The organism is Planktothrix sp. FACHB-1355 (genome assembly GCF_014748295.1).
Lineage (GTDB): Bacteria > Cyanobacteriota > Cyanobacteriia > Cyanobacteriales > Aerosakkonemataceae > Aerosakkonema > Aerosakkonema funiforme_A.
This window is the reverse complement of sequence record NZ_JACJUP010000597.1, coordinates 1-4,149: the sequence shown is the minus strand read 5'-3', so window position 1 is coordinate 4,149 and position 4,149 is coordinate 1. Positions and strand designations below refer to the sequence as shown.

General features: G+C 49.2%; 3 protein-coding genes and 1 pseudogene. 2 read left to right on the top strand and 2 right to left on the bottom strand.

The annotated features are described in order from the left end of the window. Nucleotides 1-97 precede the first annotated feature (97 nt). Nucleotides 98-214, bottom strand: a pseudogene (locus H6S82_RS21380) (Uma2 family endonuclease); the annotation flags it as partial. Between the two features lie 112 nt (nucleotides 215-326). On the opposite strand from H6S82_RS21380, the gene hemC reads away from it, so the two are divergent. Both hemC and glgA read left to right on the top strand, forming a co-directional pair. Then, the gene (gene hemC, locus H6S82_RS21375) at nucleotides 327-1,289 is read left to right on the top strand and encodes a hydroxymethylbilane synthase (RefSeq protein ID WP_190474272.1); all 963 of its coding nucleotides are present in this window, start codon (nucleotides 327-329) and stop codon (nucleotides 1,287-1,289) included. A gap of 177 nt (nucleotides 1,290-1,466) precedes the next feature. Continuing rightward, entirely contained in the window at nucleotides 1,467-2,906 is a 1,440-nt protein-coding gene (gene glgA, locus H6S82_RS21370) for a glycogen synthase GlgA (RefSeq protein ID WP_190474274.1), read from the top strand. Between the two features lie 84 nt (nucleotides 2,907-2,990). On the opposite strand, the gene H6S82_RS21365 is transcribed toward glgA, so the two are convergent. Continuing rightward, nucleotides 2,991-3,914, bottom strand: coding sequence for a M23 family metallopeptidase (locus H6S82_RS21365; RefSeq protein ID WP_190474275.1), 924 nt, complete (start codon nucleotides 3,912-3,914; stop codon nucleotides 2,991-2,993). Nucleotides 3,915-4,149: the final 235 nt, after the last annotated feature.

The window sequence follows — 4,149 nt, the reverse complement described above, 5'->3', positions numbered from 1 at the left end:
ACGCAATTCGAGTCTAAACGGAAATCGAGACGGCGACTAAAGTCGCTTATCGACTTATCCCCATGTCTAAAGCCAGGGGCTTGCGTCTCGCTTTTCGGTCAGGCAAACCGGGTTCCTCCGGATCTTCGCTAGGTAGATCGTACATCGTGGGCAGAGTTTCTCTGGGAGAAAGAGGCGGATCGCTTTGTTCGACGGGATACTTCAACCGAAACATAGGTATAGTCACTTTCCGTGGTAGCGAACGTCTGCAATTTCTAATATAGAAGTCCCAGTCTGCGGTAGCCTAGATTGGGTGACTTTACACGCTCTTTTGACAACACCTCTTTATGTCAGTTTCCGCTCCTACCCGCACAATACGCATCGGTTCGCGCAAAAGCCAACTCGCCCTAGTGCAAACCTACTGGGTGCAAGAACAACTCCAGAAACACTTCCCCGACATCACCTTTGAAGTCCACACTATGAGTACCCAAGGCGACAAAATACTCGATGTCGCCTTAGCCAAAATTGGCGATAAGGGACTCTTTACCAAAGAACTCGAAGTGGGAATGCTCAACAACGAGACAGACTTTGCCGTCCATTCCCTCAAAGACTTACCCACGAATTTGCCAGAAGGTTTGATTTTAGGCTGCGTCACCGAACGGGAAAACCCAGCCGACGCCTTGGTAGTCCACGAAAAGCACAAAGACAAACAAATCGACACCTTGCCAGCAGGTGCAGTAGTGGGAACATCTTCCCTGCGGCGACTGGCGCAACTGCGTCACCACTATCCCCACCTGACATTTAAAGATATTCGGGGTAACTTGAATACGCGACTGGCTAAACTGGATGCAGGTGAATTCGACGCCATTATTTTAGCAGTAGCCGGGTTACAAAGATTGGGAATGAGCGATCGCATTCACCAAGTCATCCCCGCCGAAATTTCCCTCCACGCTGTCGGACAAGGAGCTTTAGGGATCGAATGCCGCGACGGCGACACCGAAGTGCTATCGTTAATCAAAGTATTGGAACACACAGCCACAGCGCAACGCTGCTATGCAGAGCGAGCCTTTTTACGAGAACTGGAAGGCGGCTGTCAAGTACCGATCGGCGTTAACACCCAAATCGAAGGCGACACCCTCACCCTCACAGGTATGGTCGCCAGCTTGGACGGACAGCAATTAATCAAGGATAGCGTTAGCGGAGCTGCGATCGACGCGGCAAAATTAGGTATCGAACTGGCACAGCGCTTGCGGCAACAGGGAGCCCAAACAATTTTAGAGCAAATTTTTGCCGAAGTGAGACAAGAGTAAATTAATATCTTGTGGGGTGGGCAAAGATAATCCCGCCCTGTAACCGTATTAGTTAGGCAAGATGGCCGCTCTTTTTCAGCATAGCAGGCAACTAAAACCTGCTTGCCAAGAAAGCGTGTCATCGATCCCCTGACTCGGTATTATGTAACAAACCATTGCAGGGAACGCGAAAATAAGATGCGGATTCTATTTGTTGCAGCTGAAGCAGCACCCCTGGCTAAAGTAGGCGGCATGGGGGATGTCGTCGGTGCCTTACCCAAAGTCCTGAAAAAAATGGGGCATGATGTCCGGATCTTCATGCCCTACTATGGCTTTATGCCCGACAAAATAGACGTACCGAAATCGCCTATTTGGTATGGCACAGCGATGTTACAAAACTTCGCTGTTTACGAGACGGTCTTTCCAAATAGCGATGTACCGTTGTACCTGTTTGGTCATCCCTCCTTCTGGCCGCGCCGCATCTACTACGGAGAAGATGAAGACTGGCGGTTCACCTTATTTGCCAATGGTGCAGCTGAGTTTGCCTGGAACTACTGGAAACCAGATATCATCCACTGTCACGATTGGCACACAGGCATGATTCCGGTGTGGATGCAGGAAGACCCGGAGATCAAGACTATCTTTACAATTCACAACCTAGCTTATCAAGGGCCGTGGCGCTGGCGTTTAGAGCAGATGACTTGGTGCCCTTGGTATATGCAAGGCCATAATACAATGAGCGCGGCCATTCACCATGCCGATCGCGTCAACACCGTTTCCCCCACTTACGCCGATCAGATTAAAACACCAGCCTACGGGGAACAGTTGGAAGGCTTGTTATCCTACGTCAGTGGCAAGTTAAGCGGTATCCTCAACGGCATCGATACCCACATTTACGACCCCGCCACGGACAAACATCTGACCAAAAATTTTACCGCCGATACTCTCGACCAGCGTCGGGCCAACAAGGTCGCCCTTCAAGAAGAATTGGGCTTAGAGGTGAATGCCAACTGCTTTTTGATCGGCTTGATTTCCCGCTTAGTAGAACAGAAGGGGATCGATTTGATCATTCAGGTGCTAGACCGCTTCATGGCCTACACCGATGCACAATTCGTTGTGTTAGGCTTGGGCGATCCCTACTACGAAAACCAAATGTGGCAAATTGCCACTCGTTATCGCGGTCGGATGTCAGCTTATATCCTCCAAAGCGACGCCTTAGCCAGACGCATTTACGCGGGTACGGATGCTTTCCTGATGCCCAGTCGCTTCGAGCCTTGCGGCATCAGTCAAATGATGGCGATGCGCTACGGTTGCGTACCCATTGTCCGTCGTACTGGCGGCTTGGTCGATACCGTCTCCCACCACGACCCCATGAACCATGTAGGTACGGGTTTCTGTTTCGATCGCTATGAACCTCTAGACCTTTATACGTCTATGGTGCGGACTTGGGAGAGCTTCCGATACAAGAAAGATTGGTACGAATTGCAACAGCGGGCGATGAGGATGGACTTCAGCTGGGATAAATCCGCTCAGGAGTATGACAATTTGTACCGTTCTCTTGTTGGCTCCAGCTCGCCCCCAGAGGAACAGCCGCCAGAGCCACAGCAAGAGTTATTAGCAAAAGTATCGACTCCATAATACACACCGCTGACTTTTCCCGTCATCTTTGAGAGATGGCATAGAGTGTAGGGTGTAGGGTGCATTTTTTTCCCTACACCCCAATTAACGTTGCTCTACCTGTGTTGTTTGTTGCCGGGAAAACATGGCATCACCTTGCCTTGCGGCTGCCTGTAAGTAACGTTTTGGGTCTTCAGCTACCCAACCTAAATCGGAGTTATATCTGACTTCAAAATGCAGATGGGGAAGTTCGATGTCGGGAAATCCTGTAGTACCGACGGTTCCCAACTGCATACCTTGTTGAATTGTCTGACCTGCGGACACTGCGATCGTATCTAGGTGCGCGTAACGAGTTTGTTGTCCTTCCTGATGATTTATAACTACTAAGTTGCCGTAATCTCCTCTTTCGCCAGCAAAAGCTACTATACCGTCGCCAGCGGCAAAAACTGGCGTTCCTGGCTCTGCTAGCAAGTCTACACCGCCGTGAAAGACTACTTTACGAGTAATAGGATGAAGATTCCAGCCAAAGGCAAAACCCACTGTTGTTTGTGTGGGTAAAGGATAGCCTTTCAAGGCGCTTTCAAATTCAACATCAGTGCCTTCGGGAGACCAATTTACCCCTGGCAAAAAGACTACTCTGGGATTTTCTTCGCAGCCATTGACTTCGTAGACTACGGCGGGACGGACGTTGTAACCTGCGGCTAAGTCGCGCCAAGTTTTACCTTCAGGAACTTCTAAGGCGATACCGTTGTAAGGAGGAATGATAATTTCGCTGCCAACGCGAGCCTCTCCTTGCCTCAAACTGGGATTCATGCCCATTAGCGTAGCCGGAATGAGGTCGTATTTGCTGGCGATACTTTCGATCGTCTCACCCGCAGCAACTATATGTTTCTTCAAGCGCTCCAACGCTGGCTGAGGGCAATTATCGTTCTTAGCTGCTGGTAATTCCGGATCGGCTTTGGCTCCCCAGACGGTAACAGTCAGCCACAAAAGTGTTGATAGCAATGGAAACCAACGATGAAGAGCCATGAACTCAATTAGTAAAAGAGGGTGCGATCGGTATTTTGTTAAAAAATTTAAACTCTAGCAACTGGCTGTAATTGATGTATTGTCAAGATTTTACACCAAAAACAACAGCCGATTTGTGAAGGTCATCCTGAGAACAGGCTACAGTAGATTTATCGCTTGTGAAACTGTCGTTTAGCCTGACGACCATGAGTTTAACTTTTAAACAACTGACTCTTTATTTAACGTTGCTAAGTAT

Bases quoted from the DNA above. Each gene is read 5' to 3' on its own strand.
- hemC (WP_190474272.1), top strand. From the start codon at position 327: ATGTCAGTTTCCGCTCCTACCCGCACAATACGCATCGGTTCGCGCAAA.
- glgA (WP_190474274.1), top strand. From the start codon at position 1,467: ATGCGGATTCTATTTGTTGCAGCTGAAGCAGCACCCCTGGCTAAAGTA.
- H6S82_RS21365 (WP_190474275.1), bottom strand. From the start codon at position 3,914: ATGGCTCTTCATCGTTGGTTTCCATTGCTATCAACACTTTTGTGGCTG.